The following is a 20,155-nucleotide window of genomic DNA, read 5'->3' on the forward strand; positions in this document are numbered from 1 at the left end:
AAAAATTTGCAGCTGATTTCCAGTATTTTCGGGTTTGTATGCAAAGTTTCACGATTTTTGCGTGATCATCGTAATCGCTTTTTTTGTAAGTTGAGTCAGGCTTGTGCAAAAGGCACAGTCCTTTTACCCTGTTGTGCAGACGTATGGTTGGCAAATTGAAACAAATGGCCTTACTGGCCGCTATTCTTGGCTTCGGCATTTTTGCCGGTTGCAAAAAAACGGAAGATCCGCAGGTTGATCCGCCCGGCACGAAGATACCCTATAACTTCAACTACCTGACTACACAGCGGGTTAGCCTGAATATTCGCATGCTGAGCAACAACAACCAGCCGATCGCAGGTGCTCTGCTTACCGTCATAGCGGGCAGCGATGCACAAAAAGTGCTGCTCAAGGCGGTAAGCAACGACCAGGGCGAGGTAAAAGGCGTTATCGATATGCCATCCTATCTTGATTCCCTAACTATTTTTCCAAAGTATACTGGTCTGCTCAGCGAAGTAAAGGCCGTCGTGGGCGGCCGGTCAGCACTTCATATCACCATAGGCGGAACCGAAGGCCTGAGCGGCGATGTGCTCATCAATACCGATGATCCCGGCACGCCTGCCCCTGCAACGGCGGGGAAGAATGACATGTCGACCAGCGGCATCTTTGGTACCGACTATGGGTATCCGTCTCCGTACACCAGTGCCTCGAATGCCGTGCTCAACACCAGCGAATACCCGTTCAGGCTGGGGCGGCCGCGGTACCTGCTGGCCACTTCCGATGTGATCGACGCAAGTCTCCTGTCTTACATCAACGCCTCCCTGCCTGAAGGTCAGCCGCTTACCGAAACCCATCCGGAGTACCTGCTCAGCACTGCCCAGCCGAACATTGTGGTTACCCAGAACAATACGGAAGTGTTCGTGACCTTTGTTTCAGAAGGCGCAGATTACAAAAATACATTGGGGTGGTACAGTTACCCCACATCAACGCCGCCTACATCTGCAACCGGATCAAGTTTGCTGGGCGCGATCGACCGCATCACCATGGTATTCCCCAATGCTTCGGCATTTGGCTCAGGAGGCGGTCTGAAGCCAGGCAATAAAGTGAGCCTGGGCAGGTTCAGTGCTGGCACAACCATCGCCTTCGTGCTGTTCCAGGATGCCTGGAATACCAGCGCTGGTGTTGAAACCGGCGGTACGAAGTTCTACACAGATGCCCGCTTCAATCCCGAGTCTACAGCGGCGCTGCGCAGGCATTCCGTACAGCTGTACGATGCCGAACATGAACTCTTCGTTTTTGGCTTTGAGGATATTAACCGGACTTCTGCGTCAGATAACGATTTTAATGACCTGGTAGTTTATGCCTCTGCCGGCCCGGTCACCGGCCTGTCTAAAGCAAATGTGGCAGCCATAGACACCCGGGTCGACAGCGATGGAGACGGGGTAGATGATGCGGTCGATGAGTTTCCAGACGATGCAACCCGGGCCTATACGACCTATTACCCGTCTGCAACTGGCTGGGCTACATTGGCATTCGAAGACAACTGGCCAAATACCGGCGATTATGATGTCAACGACCTGGTGGTCAATTACCGGTACCGTTATGTTAGCAATGCCGGCAACAATGTCGTGGAACTGACCGGTTATTACCAGCCTGTAGCGGCCGGGGCAGATTTCAGGAACGGCTTTGGCGTGCAATTGCCCGTAGCCCCGGCGGCGGTCAGCAGCGTAACGGGGCAGCTGCTTCAAAACAGCTATATCGCCCTGGCGGCCAACGGCGTGGAAGCCGGCCAGAGCCGGGCCGTGATCATTCCGTTTGACAGCCATGAGAACCTGCTTAGAAATGCAGATGGTTCACCACAGGTCAACACCAATCTTGCTAAACCGCGGGCCTCGGGAGGCTTGGCCACAGTCGTTGTCCAGTTTGCCACGCCGGTCGCACAAAGCAGCCTGGCGGCAAGCGCCTTTAATCCCTTTCTGATCAGTAACAGACGGCGCGGCTATGAGGTTCACCTACCCAACTACGCGCCAACAGATAAGGCAAATAAGACCTTGCTCCGTACAGGCGCGGATAACAGCCTGCCAACTTCCGGCCGCTATTACCTCGATGTCAATAATTCGCCCTGGGCTTTAAATTTCCCCGACGCTTTCAGTTACCCGGTCGAAACCAAGTCGATCAGCAGCGCCTACCTGTACTTTTTGAACTGGGCCCGTTCCGGCGGCACACAGTACACAGACTGGTACATCAACACAGCGGCAGGCTACCGGGCAGACCAGAATATTTACAGATAACAGGTTTTGCTTTTTCTGAAGTTATGACTTTGAAAGCACCACTAGCTGGTGCTTTTTTATATTCGGCGGGTCAAACCAACGGCGGGTCCCTGCGTTATACAGACTGGACGAGGCATTGCCCGCTAATTGAAAATATCATGGAAAATATAGAGAACAACACATACAACCCTGCCGATCACGAAGACAGCCCAGGGTCCTCACCACTGAACAGCAACATTGACCAGGCAAAGGCGGTTGCCAGCAAAACAAGCGGGGAGGGAGACGAACCGGTCAGGCGTGAAACCGAAGAAGCCGATCGCGAAATCCTGGCTGGCACAGACGACAGCCGCATCAAAACCGGCCCGGCGAATGCTGACGCTGCAGAACGCGATGAGTTCATGCGCTCGGATGCTGAGGCGCTGCCAGAAGAAGATGAAGAATATGCCCTGGGTATTGGCTCTGGCGATGACCCTACCCAGAATGAGGAAGACGATCTCAGCGCCGGCACGGATGACGTTGACTAAATAACAGTTCCAGGCCGCCTGCATGCTCCGGAGAGTACGTCTTCCCGGAGACATGCAGACCAGGAGTATGTTACATACCGGGGTTGATGCCCCTCGCTTTCCACCGTTCCCGGAAAAAGTTAAGCTGTTTGCTGAAAGCTTCAAAATCTTTTTTGGCTACAGGTGTCCAGTTTACTTCTGCATAGGCTGCAATTCTGGGAAATGTCTGGCGGTATATGGCTACTGAGTCGGGTGTGCCTTCGCCCCACATCTGGCAGCCGCTGCCCAGGATCTTCGAGGTATACCGTGGGTCCAGACCGGCAGGAACCGGATCAAAATCATAACTCTTTTTAAGCGGAATCGATTGGTAACTGTAATCCAGGTAGGTAAACAGGTGGTAAGAGTTGACCACGTCATAACCCTTGCTTACTGCATCGGTAACCATATCAAGTTCGCCTTTCCAGAAATGGACGATCGTATTTGATGCCAGTTTCCCGGTAACGGGTTTGGTATCGCTGTAGTCATGCACTTTGCTGCCCAGAATTTCGTTCCAACCCATCATCCGTTTTCCTTTACCGGCCAGGTAATCAGACATTTTGTTGGTAAAAAATATCTGCAGGTCTGCAGATGAGGCCAGGTTGTGTTTTTTCTTGTAGGCCGCCACTGCGTCTGACTGTTCCCATTGCTCGAACCGCACCTCGTCGCCCCCAATGTGAATAATGTCTGAAGGGAAAAGGTCAATCACTTCATTGAGCACGTTATGGAGGAAATCAGTTACCCGCGGATCGGTCACATCGTAGACATCTGCAAATACGCCGAACCTGGTAGGCACCCGGATCGGTTTTTTTGTGACGCCCAGCCAGGGATAAGAAGCGATGGCTGCGCTGGAGTGGCCCGGCATCTCTATTTCGGGAATCACCTGGATATGCCTGGCGGCGGCATAGGCCAGGATATCACGAATTTCTGCCTTGGTGTAAAAACCGCCATGGGCTTTGCCAACACGGCGGTTGGCTCCAGAACCGGTAACCGTAGAGTCCCGTTTAGACCCGACCCGTGTCAGTTCCGGATACTGGTCAATCTCGATCCGCCAGCCCGGGTCGTCGGTCAGGTGCCAGTGAAAGATGTTCAGTTTGAGCATGGCCATCTCGTCCAATACTTTTTTTACCACCTCCTTGCCCTGGAAATACCGGCTCTCGTCGAGCATGTAACTGCGCCAGCTGAAGCGGGGCTGATCGCTGATGGTTACAAACGGGGCGCTTAGTTTCCCGTCCTCCCGTTTCAGCAATTGCTTGAACGATTGCAGGCCATAAAATATACCAGCAGCAGTAGGTCCTTCGATCTTTACACCTTCCTTGCCGATGTTCAGCCGGTAGCCCTCTTTGCCCAGGTTCTTTAATGCTGGATTTTTTACAAGGCGGATTGCCGGCTTTGTTTTAACCCGGTTGCTGCGGCGGCCAAACTGCCTGTTCAGGTAGGTGCTCAGATCCCGGACCTCGTTATCGAGGTCTGCAGCGCCCGATATGGCCACCGTGGCAGGCAGGGTATAACTGCCGTTGCCCGTGGTCATGCTGGCGGGCTGCGGGATTATTCGCTGCGCCCTGACCGGTACGCCGGCCAGGAACAGCAGCAAAAAAAATAAGGTGATTTTCTGGTTAAATTTCATTTGTGTTTTAGGTTGGTTAAGACAAGAATAGCCGCTTGCGCGTATAAAAAAAAGGTTGAACAATGCGCAAACGTTTGTTTTTTGCCTGCAGCGCAGTTTTGCTCCGGCCTGTGGCCCCGCAGGCGCTTCTTTCCAGGTCCTGGCAGGGGAGAGGGAGCGTTGCAGGTTTTTTTATTACATTTAAGCGCCAAATATCTTATCGCGAACAGCAATGTCTTCCACCTCTGCAATTTCCGACGCTGCGCTGCTCGGTCAGCTCCGGCTGAACGACCGCAAGGCATTCGCCGCCATTTACGAGCGGTACTGGAAACAGCTACTTGCCATCGCCTTTAACCACACCCGCGAAAAAGAAACTGCCGAAGAGATCGTACAGGACGTATTTGTCGCACTCTGGAACCGCCGGAATGAGGTGGCGATCCGCGAACTGGGACCTTACCTGGCTACAGCCATTCGTTTTTCGGTGTTCCGGTTTCTACAGCGACGCAAGCGCCGCAGGGAGATTGAAACCACCCAGGTAACGGCCGACCACTATAGCCCGGGCGAAGAGGAGGTATTTGCCCTTTTCCTGAAATCGTACATCAACGATGCTGTCGAAGAACTTCCGGACAAGTGCAGGCTGGTGTTCCGGTTAAGCCGCGACGAGGGACTCACTACAAAAGAGATTGCGGAGAAGATCGGGATCGCCGAAAAAACGGTCGAAGCCCACCTGGGCAAAGGATTGAAGACCCTTCGCCTGAAACTGAAGCAGTCGGGGCTGCTCACGCTCCTCACGTTTTTTAACTGATAAAAAAAATACGCCAGACTAAGGGAAAAGGCCGGCTTGTGGTACATACACCAAACCAACAAGCACGATGTCTGAACACGATGCAGAAAAACTAGCTGCGCGCTACCTGGACGGCTCGATAACCGAAGCAGAAAAACAGGAACTTTTTGACTGGTACCGGAGGCGCTCTGCCCTTCCGGCCGAATGGCCGGACGATGAGGCACCGGAGACCGTCAGGCAGCGCATGTTCAGTGCCATCCAGGCAAAAACCGCGCATCGTCAGCATTTCCGGCCGCGACTGGCCTGGTATCTTTCTGGCGCTGCGGCGGCAGTACTCTTGCTATCGCTGTTTATTTTATTGCGGCAGCCTGCAACACCCGGCTTGCCGGTCAGTAAAATCAAAGCAGAGCGATACAAAAATGATGTTCCTTCGGGCGGCAGCCAGGCCATTCTTGTGCTGGCAGATGGAACAGAGGTCGTGCTGAACAAGGAGCACAATGGGTATCTGGCTACTGAGGGAAACGTGCGCGTTCGCAAAGTGGCAGGTGGCCAGCTGGCCTACGAGTCTGCGGCCGGTACAGGGAAAACGGTTGCATACAACACCATTCGAACACCCCGGGGCGGGCAATACCAGGTCAGCCTGGCAGACGGTACCAAGGTTTGGCTTAATTCAGCTTCGACCTTGCGCTTTCCGACGGCCTTCTCGGGCAATCGGCGGGAGGTCACACTTAGCGGCGAAGCTTATTTCGAGGTCAGTAAAGACAAACACAAGCCTTTCCGCGTCAATGCCAGGGACATGCAGGTCGAAGTGCTCGGTACACAGTTCAACCTCAGCGCTTATGAAAATGAAGACCACTCGGCTGCGGTTCTCGTAGAAGGCGCTGTGCGTGTATTGGCTGGAGGCCAGGCAATGCTCAAGCCAGGCGAGCAGGCAAGTTTTAACCGTAAACACGGTAGGCTGGAAACCGGTGCTGCCGATACAGAACAGGCCACTGCCTGGAAAAACGGTTATTTTCTGTTCGCAAACCAGGATATACGGCAGATCATGGAACAGATCAGCCGCTGGTACGATGTGGAAGTCATTTATCGCGGTGACGTATCCCACCGTGCAATCTGGGCAACGGTTTCCCGTTCGGCCAATATTTCAGAAGTGCTTCATAAACTCGAAATGTCGGGGCTCGTCCGGTTTGAAATAGAAGGAAGGAGGGTAACCGTTATGCCATAAAATTACACCTGCATACGGGGTACAAAAAAACCGGAAGTGGTTGCAACACTCCCGGTAACATTCGGGTACCCTTGCCAAAGCTTTTCTAACCAAGACAGATATAAACCCAAACATTTCAAATGTATGAAATTTTCTTTACCGGGCTTGCCGGCCGCAAGGCTGCGTGCGCTCCTCAAATTGTTGCTGATAATGAAACTTGTCTTTGTTTTATTGATCGCAAGCTTTCTGCACGTCAGTGCAAAGAGTTACAGCCAGACACTTACGCTGCAGAAAGAAGTCACCCTCGAACGTTTGTTCAGGGAAATACACAAACAGTGCGGATTTGATGTGGTCTGCGATGCCGCCCTTTTGCAGGGTGCCAAACCGGTCCAGGTTAACTTCAGGCAGGAAAACTTAGAAACGGTCTTGCAGCAGGTACTGGCTGGTCAGCAGCTCAGCTACACCATTAAAGACCGGGTCATCGTAATCAGGCGTGCGCCGCAACCCGCGCGCCAGCTGCGTGTAACGGGCCGCGTATCAAATGAGCGCGGTGAACCGATGAGCGGCGTGAACGTGCTGCACCGCGAAAGCAAACGTGCGGTGACCAGCGGTGAGAACGGCACGTTCAGCATCGAAATACCGGCAGCCGGCGGCGCACTCGTATTTAGTTTCGTCGGTTACCAGTCACAGGAAATAACCGTCCCGGCCAGCGGGAACCTGCTCGTTACGCTTCAGCCGCAGGCACAATCCATGGAAGAAGTGGTGGTGCTGGGTTATGGTACGCAAAAACGCAGCGACGTGAATGCGTCGATCGTGAGCATCAAACCCGAAATAATCGACAAAACAGCACAGCCTTCCATTGACCAGATGCTGCAGGGGCAGGCCGCCGGCCTGACTGTCGTAAACAGTTCACAGCCCGGCGGCGGCACGGTCGTTAACATTCGCGGGGCCACGTCGACCGGTGCAGGCAATGGCCCGCTTGTCGTTATAGATGGTTTCCCTGTGATTTATGACCCGGTAGAGCCGGGGAGCGGCAACAAATACAACAATGGCAGCCGGGGTGCACTGAACGATATCAATCCCAACGACATTGCTTCGATCGAGATCCTCAAAGACGCGTCGGCAACAGCAATTTACGGCGCGCGCGGCAGCAATGGCGTGATCCTGATCACCACCAAACGTGGCAGGCAGGGATCCAGTATCGAATATAACCTGAATACCTCGGTGCAGGAAATTACGCGGGCACCCGAACTGCTGAATGCAACTGAGTTTATGGTTGAGCAGAACAAATACCTCTATGAACTCTACCTGATCCAAAACAAGGTGAGGCCGTATGGCAACACAGACCCATCGGCAATACCGGGATTTATTGCACGCAACTCGCCGGCTGTGATCCAGGCCGCAGGCCAGGGCACCAATTGGTTTGACATGATTACCCAGACCGGCAAAATAAATCAGCACAACCTGCAGATCAGTCGCGGAAACGAAACCACCAAAGCACTTTTCTCGGCAAACTATTTTGGTCAGGATGGCATCATCAAAGGTTCGGGCATGGACCGGTATTCTTTCAGGCTGAACCTGGACCAGAAAATTACGAAGTGGTGGGATTACGGGACCTCACTAACGGGTGCCCTGACCAAGTCGCAAAACTCCCAGCTTGGCGATGGCCGCGACGCAGATGCCGGGATTATCGAGGCTGCACTGAATTACAGTCCAACCATTGGGCCGGCGCGTGACCCCGCCAGCAACAAATGGATCGAAGATCCCAATCAACCCCTGCTGGGACATCCCCTCTCATACCTGGAAATCACCGACAACACCGACATTAAACGGATGCTCGCGAATGTATTCACCAACGTCTATTTCAGTCCGGCGATCTGGCTTAAACTGAATGTTGGTGGCGATATCCGCAGCAGCCTGCGGCAAAGTTACTATCCCAAGACCAGCCGCTACGGCAGCCAGGTCAATGGCGAGGCAGACATTAACCGCGCAGAGCGAAACGACTATGTCACTGATCTGACGCTGAATTTTAGAAAGGATCTGGCTGGTGTACACAATCTTCAGGGCGTGATCGGCTATTCTTACCAAGCCTATCATGGCAGCGGCTCTGCCGCACGGGCCCAGAACTTCGCTTCAGACGCCCTGCTGTATGATGCCCTTGGTGCCGGTGCGCAGCGGCCTGTGGTTAGTTCCTACCGCGACAGGCACATTTTAGCGTCTTACTTTACACGCCTGCAGTATGGTTTCAAGAGCAGGTATCTTTTTACCTTCTCAGCACGGGTAGACGGCAGCGACCGTTTTGGCAGGAACAACCGGTACGCATTTTTCCCTTCCGGGGCTTTCGCCTGGCGGCTGATCGAAGAGCCCTTTATCCGCAGTTCAAAGACATTGTCTGACCTTAAACTGCGCATAAGTGTGGGCAAGGTGGGGAACGAGAATATCTCAAACAGCGCTGCTTCAGAGTTCTATGGCTTTAATGGCATGAATTATTATTTCAACGGCAACCTGAGTAATGGTGTGAGTTTGTCGAAACTGGGAAATCCGAACCTGAAATGGGAAAGCACAACAGCCTACAACCTCGGACTTGACTTTGGCCTGTTCAGAAACCGGCTGAGTGGTACGGTAGAGGTGTATTACAAAAATGTATCAGACCTGCTGAGTTACCGGGCGCTTCCGCAAAGTTCGGTGGTTGGCAACATTCCATGGAACATCGGCTCTACGCGCGGCCGGGGCCTCGAAGTTAGCCTCAATGCTGCCAACTTAACCGGGCGCTTCCAGTGGAACACGCTCGTCACTTTCACTTCGTTTTCCGACCGATGGAAAGAACGCGACCCCAAGGTGATCCTGCAGGCTTACCAGGGCGATCGTGATCCCCTTACCGCTGTTTTTGGCCTGGTGGCCGATGGCATTAAACAGGCGGGCGAAAATACACCTGCCATGCCGGGCTTGCTTCCCGGGCAGCAGAAATACCGCGATGTAAACGGTCTGGGGCCGGATGGAAAGCTGACGGGCGTACCTGATGGAAAGATCAACCAGGCAGACGTTGTTTTTCTCGGTACACGGGCACCAAGGTTTTCTATGGGCATGAACAATGCTTTTTCCTATAAAGGGTTTGACCTGAACGTGTTTGTGTATGCTGCCGTAGGCGGTTTGAAGTGGGCCGCGACGCGCATGGAGCACAGCGTATACGGCAGTTATGGCACACAGCTCTTCCGGTCCAACTACAATTTTCTGCGGGAGGTTCAAAACCGGTGGACATCCACCAATACCAATACCGACATGCCCAGCGGTGAGGTGAACAGCTACGACAGTTATGGCTCGCCATACTGGGAAAAAGCTTCTTACCTGCGGTTGAAGAGCCTGACCCTCGGCTACAACTTTGCATCGTCAGCCTTGCGCGTCAAGTGGCTCAAGGGTGCCAGGTTGTTTGCCGGGGGCCAGAACCTGTTTACCATAACAGGCTACAAAGGCCTGGACCCCGAGTCGGAGAATGACCGGGCTACCTATCCGCAGCAACGTACCTTATCTGTCGGTCTCGATGTCAAATTTTAACAGGAAACACATGAAAACGATCATAAAATCTACACTGCTGTTTAGCATGCTGGCACTCGCCAGCTGCGAAAAGGGGCTCGATCCGGAATTGCCGGGAACCATCAACAGCGAAAATTTTTACAAGACCAGGCAGGACCTGGAAGTGGCAACGACGACCATTTATCATGAGCTTCGCCTTGGTGGTTGGGCTCCCTATATGTTCAGCGATGGCAGTTCATTCGTGATGGACGAGGTGGCCACCGGTGAATGGACCACGACCTGGGCCTGGACCAACTTTCTGAATGGCAACTGGAACGTGAACGATGCCATGGCTATTCAATTTTATAACTGGCTGAACCCTGCCGTAACGCGTGCAACTTACGCGCTGGCCAGGATGGAGCAGTCGCCGGTTGAGCCGGCAGCCAGGAACGGATACATGGCACAGGTACGTGCGCTGCGGGCTTTTTTTGTATACGATATGTGGCGTCTGTACGGGCCGCTTCCGCTGATCGTGGAAGGCGAAAAGGCGCTGTATCCTGACCCCGACTATAAGCCTGCCCGACCCTCCGGCCAACAGGTGGAAGCGTTTATCGTCAACGAGCTGAAAAATGCCGCAGACAATTTGCCTGTGGAGCAGGCCGAATACGGGCGGGTAACGAAAGGGGCTGCCCTGCATTACCTGCTTAAGTTTTACATGCACAAAAAAGACTGGCAGAATGCGCTTAATACGGCCAACCAGATTATCGGCCTGGGCTATTATAGCTTGCAAAGCACCTATGAGAGCGTCTTTTCTGCGCAAAACGAAAAGAACAAGGAGCTTATCTTCGTGGTGGTCAGCGAACCGCTGGAAGGGTTTGGCAGCCACAGTTTCGTGAACATCCTTCCCGGCGATTTCCGGTCGCCATCGGGGAATGCACTCGATGGGTGGAACGGCCACCGCATGCCATGGGCGTTTTATGATTCTTTTAATTCGCAAGACAAGCGCCGCCGCCTGGCGCTGGCCGAGTACACCAATAAGGCCGGCCAGACCGTTAACCTGCGTACAAACGGCGATATCGGCGCGCTTCCCCTTAAATACGGCATTGATCCGCGTGCTTTTGGCATCTGGTCGGGCAATGATAAGGTGTTGGACCGCTATGCAGAAGTCCTGCTGTTCAAGGCAGAAGCTTTAAATGAACTGAATGGTCCGAATGCAGCGTCGATCGGACTGATCAATGATGTGCGCAGGCGCGCATTTGACAACTACTCAGGATCAGCAAATGAACTTCAGCTCGCGGGATTTCCATCGAAAGAAAGCCTGCGCGACCACCTGCTCAAAGAGCGCGGCTGGGAGTTCTGGTATGAAGGCAAGCGTCGGGAAGATCTGATCAGAATGGGCAAATACCTGGAAGTCGGGAAGCGGAATGCCACAAACTTTAGCGAAACAAACCTTCTGTTCCCGATTCCGCGCGCACGGATTGTCGAGAATCCAAACCTTGTCCAGAACCCGGGCTACAATTAATCCAATGATCAGCATACCCCCCTTACCTAATCCAAAACATATGTCAGTTTTATCAGAATTTGCAACAGCAGGCCGCTTAAAGAAATGTATGGCCGCACTTTATCTCGTTGCTCCGGCGCTTGCGATCGTGTTGCTGTACGTTGCGTGTACCAAGCATGACCCCCAAGCTGCCCCGCCGCCGCCCGCTGCGGGACAAAACTATCCCATCCCGGTGCAAAATCTCCGGGTGCGCGATCCCTACATTCTTAAAGATGATGCTTCAAAAACGTATTACCTGAACGTGAGCACCGGCAGCGGCTTCAAAACGTACTCGAGCAGGGACCTTGCAAACTGGCGGGATGACGGGATATCTTTCGCGCCACCAGCCGACTTCTGGGGCAGGAGCGATTTCTGGGCTCCCGATACCTACGCTTATCAGGGCAAATATTACCTGTTCGCCACGTTCTCGGGGAGCAACGGCAAGCGCGGTACGTCGATACTGGTAGCCGACAAGCCCGGCGGCCCGTTCCAGCCGCTTGTTAACCGGGCTGTTACCCCGGGCAGCTGGATGTCGTTAGACGGGTCGCTGTACGTGGATGATGCCGGGCAGCCCTGGATCGTTTTCTGCCGCGAATGGCTCGAGGTAACCGACGGTCAGATCGTTGCCCAGCGACTGAGCAGTGACCTCAAAGACGCAGTTGGCGAACCGATTGTTTTGTTCAGTGCCAGCAAGGCCGCATGGACCGGCACCATCACGCATGGCAGCACTGTGGGTTATGTAACTGACGCACCTTTTCTTTACCGGGCAAAAAATGGTGAACTGCTCATGACCTGGTCCAGTTTTACCAAAGCTGGAAAATATGCCATCGGTTTGTCGCGCTCAGCTAGCGGAACCCTGGCGGGCCCGTGGAAGCATGATGCTGTTCCCCTGAATGATGATGATGGCGGCCATGCGATGCTGTTCACTGATTTTTCAGGGCAACTGACCATTTCGTACCATGCGCCCAACAGCCAGACCGAGCGGGCCGTGGTTTATAAAGTCAGTGAAAATAATGGCAAACTGCTCATCAATAAATAACCGGCGATTTTCCATTACTCAGGCCGGCAGACAACAGTTTGCCGGCTTTCTGTTTGGGGTTTTTTCCTCCGGATTAAGTTTGTGCTGCGAAAATTTGTATGTTCGGGTCTGACAGATCGTTTGTTGCACGAGCCAAGAACCAGTAAAGATGAAATTCAACAGATTGCGTAAACTGATAGTCGCCGTCATGGCCGCCCTGTTGCCGGCGATCGCTTTTGCCCAAAAACCAAACATCGTACTGATTGTTGCCGACGATCTTGGTTATAAAGATGTGGGTTTTACCGGGAGTAATTGGTTTGAAACACCGCGTCTGGACGGGCTGGCAGCCGAAAGCATGGTCTTTAACCAGGCCTATGCCGCAGCCGCCAATTGCGCGCCCAGCCGTGCCTGCATGCTTTCGGGACTCAATACACCCCGCCACGGCATTTATACGGTGGGTACCTCGGCCCGCGGAGCGGCTTCAGACCGTAAACTTGTTCCTGTAAAAAACACGGATGACCTGGCCCCCCGGTTCTACACGCTGGCCGAAATGCTGCGCGACGCGGGATACGATACGGGGATCATCGGAAAGTGGCACTTGGGAAAAGACCCGCTAACACAGGGCTTTTCTTATAATTTTGGCGGAAACCACCGGGGGTCTAATAAATATTTCGTGCCTTATCAGAATCCGGATATACCTGACGGCCAAAGCGGCGAATACCTGACCTACCGGCTTGGCCGGGAGGCAGAAAAATACATTACGGCACACAAAGACAAGCCCTTTTTCCTGTATCTTCCTTACTATGCTGTGCACACGCCGCTACAGGCGCCGGATAGTCTGAAACAGAAGTATGCGGCGAAAAAAGCTGCCGGCGCACAAAACCATGTTACCTACGGTGCCATGGTCGAAGCGCTGGACCAGAGTGTTGGCGGCGTACTGGACAAACTGGCCGAGCTGGGCCTGCGCGAAAACACAATAGTAATTTTCACCTCCGATAACGGGGGTATCCGGTCCATTTCCTCTCAGGAGCCGCTTCGGGCGGGTAAGGGATCCTATTACGAGGGCGGCATCCGCGTTCCGCTTCTCGTTCGCTGGCCGGCCGCCATCAAAGCCGGAAGCCGCACCGAAACACCTGTTACCAATATGGATTTTTATCCAACCCTGATGGAGGTGGCGGGCTTCAAAAAGTCGTTGGAACTGGACGGGCAATCGCTTGTGCCGCTCTGGCAGGGCGGAAAGCTGGCCGGACGGCCCCTGTACTGGCATTTCCCGATCTACCTGCAGGCCTATGACCCACAGAAAGACGATGGGTATGATCCGTTGTTCCGAACCAGGCCCGGCTCGGCGGTCAGGAGCGGAAAGTGGAAACTGATCAGGTATGACGAAGACCAGGTGGTTGAACTGTATGACCTCGAGCGGGATCCTGCCGAGCGAAAGAACCTGGCGCAGGTGCAACCGCAGATCAAGCAAAAAATGCTGAAGCAGTTGAACGACTGGCTTACAATGACCCAGGCGCCGCTACCTGCAGCGAAAAATCCTGATTATAAAAAGAAAATTTAATTTTTGGATAATTTTTTAACTTAAAGTTGGTAACTTTACGAAAGTTACCAACTTTGCAGGACTCGAACTGTGTTCCGGCCGGTTGGGCCCTGATTAGAACTGATCCCTGGGTTCGGCCGACAGCCTCAATTGTAATGTTCCGCCCCTCAGAATGTCTGAAACAGGAACGAACGGCTGCTCAAGCTTCCGGCCATTTGCAATAATCTGCGAAATGTAGCGCTGCCCTTCACCAAAATTCTCGCAGTTGATTTTAAAGGCTTCGCCGCTGTGGTACTTTTTATTCAATTTAATCTGCACCTCCTTGAACAAAGGAGTGCTGATGCCCATGGTTCCGTGGGCATTGGTCATACCCTGCACATCAAACAGGCCCATTGCCGCAAGCACATACCAGGCCCCCAGCTGTCCCTGGTCTTCGTCCTGGCCATAACCATACCCGTGAATCCCGTCGCTGCCATAAAATTCATCGCAAATGGCACGTACCCACTTCTGCGTCAGGCTTGGCCTGCCTGAATAGTTGAATAACCAGGATATATGCAGGTTTGGCTGGTTGCCGTGGTTATAAGGCGCCTGCAGGCCCGAGAAGGCGTCGAGAGTCTTTCCACCGCCAAATGCGTTTTGTTGTGAGGCGGCGAAAATGCTGTCCAGCCTTTTGTTGAAAGCATTGCGGCCAATCCTTGTAATCAATCCTTGGGGATCCTGAGGTACATAAAAGGTGTATTGCCAGGCATTTCCTTCCTGGAAGCCACGCCAGACTTCAGAGGGGTTGAAGTTGTCTATAAATTTTCCGTTGTCGTACTTCGGCCGAACAAGTTTCAGCTTGTCATCGAATAGCTCCTTCCAGCCTGCTGCGAGGCGGTTAAATTGTTTTTCTTCGGTCGCTTTCCCGAGCAACCGGGCCCATTCAGCCATGGCGTATGCACTGTAAGCATACTCGAGCGTATGCGATGCCGAAAATTGCCAGCTTTCGGCGAAATCATCAGACTTATCAATATGGCCTACGTAGCCTTTTTTTACGAAACGGGCTACATCCAGTTTACCTGCGCCGCGGGGGCGGTTTTTCCCGTCGACTTCATTTTTATAGGCCGCCTGCCAGGCCAGGTCGGTATCAAAGTCCCGGATTCCGTTACAGTATGCGCTCGCCATGACGAGGCCCACGAAGTTGGTGCCTACACCGGAAACATACCTGCTATTGGCAATGCCGTCTGCCAGCCAGCCCGAGTCTTTGTAAACGAGCAGCTGACTTTTGATGAAGTCTGAATAATATTCGGGGTAGGCGAGGGTCCAGAGCTGTGTAAGGTTCCAGAAACCTCCCCAGATCGCGTCTGTATTGTAGTGGTTATGCAAGGGCTTTCCATTGGCGGCCAGTGGGATCTGACCGGTCGAACCGTCGTTCCTCGGATACGCACCATTCACGTCGCTGGCCAGTCCGCGGCCCAGTAGGGCATGGTAAAGCGCCGTGTAGAACTTAACCTGGTCTGCTTGCTTACCTCCTTTAACGGCTATGCGGCCAAGCGCTTCATTCCAGCTTGCCTGCGACTGTTTCAGCGCCTGGTCAAAAGTGAGCCCGTGTGCTTCAGCCTGAAGGTTTTTACGGGCGTTTTCAATCGAGGTGTAAGAAAGACCGGCTTTGATCGTGATCTTTTCGCCAGCTTTCGTGCTGAATGTGAGGTACACCCCGGCTCCTTTACCTTTCGCGCTGCGGGTGCCTTTGTGCAGGTCGCGGCCATTGAAGCTTCCCACGGCCAGGGGGCGTTTGTCTGCCACGGCAGAAAAAAACATGGCGACCTCGGCCCCGGGCTGATACTTGGACACATACACCGGCCGGGTCACGACATATCCCTCGATCCGGCCGTCGGACATGATTTCCACCCGCGCACCTTTTACCTCACCACTTTCGCCTTGTTTGTTGCCGATGTCAAACAAGATGTTCGCCTGCCGGCTTTCCGGAAATGTATAGCGGTGAAAAGCAACCCGCGGCGTAGCTGTCAGCTCGGCCCTGATGCCGTATTTTTTCAGCAGGACGCTGTAGTAACCGGCATAGGCCTGTTCGTCGCGCCGGTCAAAATCAGAGCGATAGCCGCCAGCCACGTCATCAAGCTTGCCCGGCGTGGTTTTCAATTCACCGGTGCTTGGGGCGAACACTACGCCACCTATTTGGAACTCATGAAAATTCGCAAAGCCTTCTATCGAAGTATGCCGGTAGTCGTACCCAACGGCCTCCCAGCCCTGGGCATTTCCCTCGCTTCCGTTGGTAGAGGGGCCGGGTTTTGCCATACCGAAGGGCGCAGCGCCCGGGGTAAAGAAAAACCAGCGGGAATGGGCTGTACCGATGCGCGGTTCGACCAGTTTGGTGTATTGCTGCGCGGCAGTTGTAAGGCTAAAAAGCAGGGGCAGCAGAATAAGTTGGTGTCTTTTTTTCATTAATGCATAATTAAGGGGCTTTCGTTTTTAGCCTCCAGGTTGTTTTCAATGTGTTCGAGCGAGCGTCCTTTGGTTTCCGGCAGCAGCCGGTAAACAGTGAAGAAGGCGACCAGGCAGAAAGATCCGAAGAACCAGAATGTGCCGCTGCTGCCTATCCAGCTAAGTAACAGGGGCGTTAGCTGGCCTACAACAGTGTCGGCTATCCACATTACCATGACGCTGAGTGCCATGGCCCGGCCACGGATGGTGCCGGGGAAGATCTCGGATGCGATCACAAATTTCAGCGGACCGATAGAAAATGCAAAGCAGGCAAGAAAAGCCAGCACACACAGCAGCAGCCAGATGCTGCCGGTTGCACCCGTATAAAAACACAGCCCGGTCAGGGCCAGCGTTACAGTGGCGCCAGCAGTGCCATAGAGGTATAGTGGCCGGCGGCCCCAACTATCTACCTTCCAGATCGCCACCAGCGTGAACAACATGTTGGCCATGCCGAAAATAACCTGGCTGAGCAGGGAATTGCTCAGTGACACACCTGCATTGCTGAGAATGCGGGGCCCGTAATAAATAATTGCGTTGATTCCACTGAACTGGGAGAACAGCGGAAGCAGCAAGCCAATGATCAGTGCACCGCGAAGCTTTGGCGAGAGGAGGTCCTGGTAGGAAGCAGGGCGCGTGGTGCCGGGCAAGTCTTGTACTGTTTCGCCCGTCTGCGAAAGAATGGCCAGGGCTTCGACCCGGCGGCCTCTGGCCAGCAGCCAGCGCGGACTTTCGGGCAGGCGGAACAAGCCGATAAAAAAGATGACGGCCGGGAATGCCCCAATCAGGAACATGCCGCGCCAAAGTTCGTCATGAAATAACCTTCCATGCATGCCCGGCGCCAGCGCAACCAGCGCCGCATTACTCAAATAGGCACATAGAATACCCATGGTCAGGGCGAGCTGGTAATAGGTCACCAGGCGGCCGCGTTTCGCTGCGGGTGCGATCTCAGAGATATAGAGCGGAACCACGTTTGAGGCGATACCGATGCCAATGCCGCCCAGTATTCTTGAAACGATCACAGCAGACAATCCGGGCAGCAAGGCACAGCCCAGTGCCGAACCAACAAAAAGTACGGCAGACAAGAGCATCGGAAAACGCCGCCCCGAGCGGTCACTTAGTTCGCCCGAAAGTGCAACACCGGCAATGCATCCTACCAGGGCAGAAGAAACAAACCAGCCCTCTGAGGCCGCACTTAATCCGTACTGGGCCTTAACCAGGGGCAATACCCCTGATACAACGGCCATATCAAAGCCGAACAGGAAGCCGCCCAGCGAGGCAACCAGCGTGATCAGGCCAATGCTGTATTTTTTTGCATTCATCGCTTTGCGTATTTGGGTTTTGACATCGAGGGCGGTGCGTCGGCGGGCGCGCTCCCCCAGTTTTTGTTGGGCTGAGCGCCCATTTCAAGGACCAGGCTTCCGCCTTTGACCAGATCCTCATGATAAAACCACGGTTTTGTTAAAGGTTTCCCGTTTAGTTTGGCCGACTGCACGTAGATGTTCTGATCAGAAACGTTCCTGGCTTCGATACTGAAAGAACCTCCCTTGTAATATTTCGGGTCCAGCGAGATCGTAGCCTTCGGAAAGAGGGGACTCCCGATTTCGTAAAACGGCCTGGCCGAAGTGCCGCCATCGGTCTCGAATAAACCAAGTGCTGCCATGACGAACCAGGCGCCCATCTGCCCCTCATCTTCATCGCCCAGCCATCCCTGGTAAGGTGTAGCGCCGTAATATTGCCGCATAATGGCCTTTGTCCATTTTTGGGTAAGCCAGGGTTGCCCGGAATAGTTGAACAGCCAGGCCGCCTGCATGTTCGGCTGGTTGCCATGGTTAATGGGAACAAGGTCGTACAAGTCGCCTTCAGCGTTGAAATTGTAGCGGACCGATTTTTCGAAACCCTCATTCAGGCGTTTGTTGAACTCATCTTTACCCATCAGGTTCAGAATTCCCTGCACATCGTGCGGGTTGAAAAAGCTGTATTGCCAGGCATTGCCCTCCAGGTAACCCGGGCCACTGAAACTGGTGCAGCAGTAGGGGCTCCAGTCACTGACCCAGCTTCCATCCCGGTTTTTCATCCGGACGTATCCCACCTGCGCATCCCAGACATTGCGGTAGTTTCCGGCACGGCTCAGGAAATGGTTGTATTCCTTCTTTTTCCCCAGTGAACGCGCCATCTGCGCCACACACCAGTCATCGTACGCGTATTCCAGGGTGTTTGAAACCTGGCCTTCCTCATTCGGTACATACCCCAGTTTCATGTACGAGTCGAAAAATTTGTTGCCCGCAAAGCCGTTTTCAGGCGTCTTTACTCCCGGGGTAGTCTGCTGGTGCACCATGGCCTGAAAGGCGAGCGGTACATCAAAATCCCGGATACCTTTCTGGTAACTGCTTACCAGCAATGCGATCTCATGCGAGGCTTCCATGATGCCCGAGTATTCGATACCAGCCGGGCCCTTGGGCAGCCAGCCTCCCGTCTTGTAAATTTCCAGGAACGACCGGCTCCACTTGCCTGCAATGTCAGGATTTACGAGGGTCCATAACTGGTTCAGGTTCCAGAACGTATTCCAGAAGGCGTCAGAGCCCAATACGGGCGAGCCGGGATCAACCTGCCGTTCTTTTTCGTTGACGTCGATATATTTTCCGTTCACATCGCTCCAGGTGGTGCGGGCCACGTAAGAACGGTAAAGATTCGTGTAAAATTTGCGGCGGTTGGTTTCGCTTCCGCCTTCAACCCTGATTTTACCCAGCAAGCCGTTCCAGACCTTGCGTGCCGATTTGTGTACGGCGTCGAAGTTCCAGCCAAATGGCGTCATCTCTGTTTCCAGGTTAAGCCTGGCCTGCGGAATGCTGACCAGGGAAATGGCCGTATGCATGCGGATGGTATCGCCTTTAGCCGGTTTAAAGTCGGCGAACGCCCCTGTCTTGCCCTTTCCGGCGAAGGTTTTTATACCCCTGGTGATGTTGCCTTCCTGCCAGGCGCCAAACGTTTCCATGGGCCGGTCAAAGCGGATGACAAAATGAACGGTATATTCATTCCAGCTCCAGCGCTGTTTTGAATATCCTTCTATTTCATAAGGACTGACCTGCGTAAAGCGTGCTTCCAGGACCTCGGCCGTGTTTTCAAAAGGGATGTCCATATCAAACAGGATGTGTGCATCCCCAGCTTCCGGATACACGAAGCGGAAAAACCCGGCGCGCGTGGTGCTGGTAATCTCTGTGCGGATATTCCCGTTCATCAGCGTCACGCCATAGAAACCCGGACTGGCCCTTTCGGTGTTTTTGTCGATCCGCGATCGGTACCCGGTTGTCCAGCCGGTGGTGGGGCCGTCTGCCGGCCCACGCCTTACATTTAATACGCCAACTGTTGGCATGACCGAAAGGCCGGCCATGGTCCAGGAGTGGATGTGGCTGAAGCCGCCAACATTGTTCAGGCTGTACTCGTAACCCGATTTCCATACACCCCCCTGGTTGTCGGGACTGATCTGAACCATGCCAAAGGGCAGGGTCGCGCCGGGGTTAAGCATCCACCGCGATTCAGAGGTTCCCAGCAGGGGGTCTGCATAATCAGCGGGTTCTTTTTCCTGGGCACGGGCGTCTGCAGACGACCAGGGAATCGCTTGCAGCAGCACGCCTGCAAGCAGCAGCGCCCGCAGCACAACATGTTTAAGACCTGTGTTCATATCTC

General features: G+C 53.7%; 12 protein-coding genes. 8 read left to right on the forward strand and 4 right to left on the reverse strand.

What is annotated here, in order from left to right:
- Positions 1-164 precede the first annotated feature (164 nt).
- Together C7T94_RS18350 and C7T94_RS18355 are read left to right on the forward strand one after the other, a co-directional pair.
- Complete coding sequence (locus C7T94_RS18350) at positions 165-2,270, forward strand: LruC domain-containing protein (protein WP_162618758.1); 2,106 nt, start codon at positions 165-167, stop codon at positions 2,268-2,270.
- Positions 2,271-2,407: 137 nt separating this feature from the next.
- Positions 2,408-2,773 carry a hypothetical protein gene (locus tag C7T94_RS18355; RefSeq protein WP_162618759.1) on the forward strand — a complete coding sequence of 122 codons (366 nt, stop codon included), beginning with the start codon at positions 2,408-2,410 and terminating at the stop codon, positions 2,771-2,773.
- Between the two features lie 70 nt (positions 2,774-2,843).
- Here C7T94_RS18355 and C7T94_RS18360 read toward each other — a convergent pair whose 3' ends face one another.
- A complete protein-coding gene (locus tag C7T94_RS18360) occupies positions 2,844-4,415 on the reverse strand; it encodes a beta-N-acetylhexosaminidase (RefSeq protein WP_107217404.1) in 1,572 nt (523 codons plus the stop codon).
- Positions 4,416-4,626: 211 nt separating this feature from the next.
- Between C7T94_RS18360 and C7T94_RS18365 the strand changes: the two genes are divergently transcribed.
- The 6 genes from C7T94_RS18365 (at position 4,627) to C7T94_RS18390 (ending at position 14,011) form a co-directional block, all read left to right on the forward strand.
- Positions 4,627-5,199, forward strand: coding sequence for an RNA polymerase sigma-70 factor (locus C7T94_RS18365; protein WP_107217406.1), 573 nt, complete (start codon positions 4,627-4,629; stop codon positions 5,197-5,199).
- Between the two features lie 67 nt (positions 5,200-5,266).
- Complete coding sequence (locus C7T94_RS18370) at positions 5,267-6,403, forward strand: FecR family protein (protein ID WP_107217408.1); 1,137 nt, start codon at positions 5,267-5,269, stop codon at positions 6,401-6,403.
- A gap of 123 nt (positions 6,404-6,526) precedes the next feature.
- Entirely contained in the window at positions 6,527-9,934 is a 3,408-nt protein-coding gene (locus tag C7T94_RS18375) for a TonB-dependent receptor (protein WP_107217410.1), read from the forward strand.
- A 10-nt stretch (positions 9,935-9,944) separates the two neighbouring features.
- Positions 9,945-11,414 carry a RagB/SusD family nutrient uptake outer membrane protein gene (locus C7T94_RS18380; protein WP_107217452.1) on the forward strand — a complete coding sequence of 490 codons (1,470 nt, stop codon included), beginning with the start codon at positions 9,945-9,947 and terminating at the stop codon, positions 11,412-11,414.
- Positions 11,415-11,454: 40 nt separating this feature from the next.
- The gene (locus tag C7T94_RS18385; protein ID WP_204353321.1) at positions 11,455-12,471 is read left to right on the forward strand and encodes a glycoside hydrolase family 43 protein; all 1,017 of its coding nucleotides are present in this window, start codon (positions 11,455-11,457) and stop codon (positions 12,469-12,471) included.
- 148 nt (positions 12,472-12,619) lie between these two features.
- Positions 12,620-14,011: a sulfatase gene (locus C7T94_RS18390; protein ID WP_204353322.1), complete on the forward strand. Its 1,392-nt coding sequence runs from the start codon at positions 12,620-12,622 to the stop codon at positions 14,009-14,011.
- A gap of 93 nt (positions 14,012-14,104) precedes the next feature.
- On the opposite strand, the gene C7T94_RS18395 is transcribed toward C7T94_RS18390, so the two are convergent.
- From C7T94_RS18395 to C7T94_RS18405, 3 genes are read right to left on the reverse strand one after another with little or no spacing between them, the layout of a single operon-like run.
- A complete protein-coding gene (locus tag C7T94_RS18395) occupies positions 14,105-16,432 on the reverse strand; it encodes a GH92 family glycosyl hydrolase (protein ID WP_107217414.1) in 2,328 nt (775 codons plus the stop codon).
- Positions 16,432-17,790, reverse strand: coding sequence for a sugar porter family MFS transporter (locus C7T94_RS18400; protein WP_107217415.1), 1,359 nt, complete (start codon positions 17,788-17,790; stop codon positions 16,432-16,434). The genes C7T94_RS18395 and C7T94_RS18400 overlap by 1 nt, the downstream gene beginning before the upstream one ends.
- Positions 17,787-20,150: a GH92 family glycosyl hydrolase gene (locus tag C7T94_RS18405; RefSeq protein WP_107217417.1), complete on the reverse strand. Its 2,364-nt coding sequence runs from the start codon at positions 20,148-20,150 to the stop codon at positions 17,787-17,789. Before C7T94_RS18405 ends, C7T94_RS18400 begins: the two co-directional genes overlap by 4 nt.
- Positions 20,151-20,155: the final 5 nt, after the last annotated feature.

It is taken from the genome of Pedobacter yulinensis (assembly GCF_003029735.1).
Classification (GTDB): domain Bacteria; phylum Bacteroidota; class Bacteroidia; order Sphingobacteriales; family Sphingobacteriaceae; genus Pedobacter; species Pedobacter yulinensis.

Excerpts from the sequence above, each read along its gene's own strand:
- C7T94_RS18395 (WP_107217414.1), bottom strand. The coding sequence starts at position 16,432 with ATGAAAAAAAGACACCAACTTATTCTGCTGCCCCTGCTTTTTAGCCTT.
- C7T94_RS18375 (WP_107217410.1), top strand. The coding sequence starts at position 6,527 with ATGAAATTTTCTTTACCGGGCTTGCCGGCCGCAAGGCTGCGTGCGCTC.
- C7T94_RS18405 (WP_107217417.1), bottom strand. The coding sequence starts at position 20,150 with ATGAACACAGGTCTTAAACATGTTGTGCTGCGGGCGCTGCTGCTTGCA.
- C7T94_RS18390 (WP_204353322.1), top strand. The coding sequence starts at position 12,620 with ATGAAATTCAACAGATTGCGTAAACTGATAGTCGCCGTCATGGCCGCC.
- C7T94_RS18380 (WP_107217452.1), top strand. The coding sequence starts at position 9,945 with ATGAAAACGATCATAAAATCTACACTGCTGTTTAGCATGCTGGCACTC.
- C7T94_RS18370 (WP_107217408.1), top strand. The coding sequence starts at position 5,267 with ATGTCTGAACACGATGCAGAAAAACTAGCTGCGCGCTACCTGGACGGC.
- C7T94_RS18385 (WP_204353321.1), top strand. The coding sequence starts at position 11,455 with ATGTCAGTTTTATCAGAATTTGCAACAGCAGGCCGCTTAAAGAAATGT.
- C7T94_RS18350 (WP_162618758.1), top strand. The coding sequence starts at position 165 with ATGGCCTTACTGGCCGCTATTCTTGGCTTCGGCATTTTTGCCGGTTGC.
- C7T94_RS18355 (WP_162618759.1), top strand. The coding sequence starts at position 2,408 with ATGGAAAATATAGAGAACAACACATACAACCCTGCCGATCACGAAGAC.
- C7T94_RS18400 (WP_107217415.1), bottom strand. The coding sequence starts at position 17,790 with ATGAATGCAAAAAAATACAGCATTGGCCTGATCACGCTGGTTGCCTCG.
- C7T94_RS18360 (WP_107217404.1), bottom strand. The coding sequence starts at position 4,415 with ATGAAATTTAACCAGAAAATCACCTTATTTTTTTTGCTGCTGTTCCTG.
- C7T94_RS18365 (WP_107217406.1), top strand. The coding sequence starts at position 4,627 with ATGTCTTCCACCTCTGCAATTTCCGACGCTGCGCTGCTCGGTCAGCTC.